1 protein-coding gene is annotated in these 385 nt (G+C 55.8%); it reads right to left on the bottom strand.

From position 1 onward, the window contains the following. A partial coding sequence (locus tag EN874_RS32435) for a class I SAM-dependent methyltransferase (RefSeq protein WP_135884721.1) occupies positions 1-245 on the bottom strand: 245 nt, incomplete at its 3' end. Positions 246-385 lie beyond the last annotated feature (140 nt).

Genomic DNA, 385 nt, shown 5'->3' on the forward strand with positions numbered 1-385 from the left:
TTCCGCAATATAGGAACCAGGCTGTAGATGTCGCCGGTCCAGACTTGAGTATTGCGCTCGCGACTCGCATGAGCGATGTCACGTGGCAGCACGTCATCGATCACGATAACGCCTTGGGCATGGCTAACCCTTTCACAATTGATGAAATCGCGCAGTGCGAATTCTGCATTGTGCATACCATCGATAAAGGCAAGATCGACCGGGCCACCCACCAGTGACGCGACATCGCGCTTGAAGAATCTCATTGAGCACAATGATAGCAGTGAGACAGGCTTCAATCAAGATCCGCTCCGATGCGGCAGATATCCATCCCATCCGCGCGACGAGCGAGGGGAAGGACTGCTGCCGCCGGCAGCGGAGCCTAGAGGATGAAGCGCGACAGGTC

It is taken from the genome of Mesorhizobium sp. M1D.F.Ca.ET.231.01.1.1, from assembly GCF_003999155.2.
In the GTDB taxonomy this organism is placed as follows: Bacteria; Pseudomonadota; Alphaproteobacteria; order Rhizobiales; family Rhizobiaceae; genus Mesorhizobium.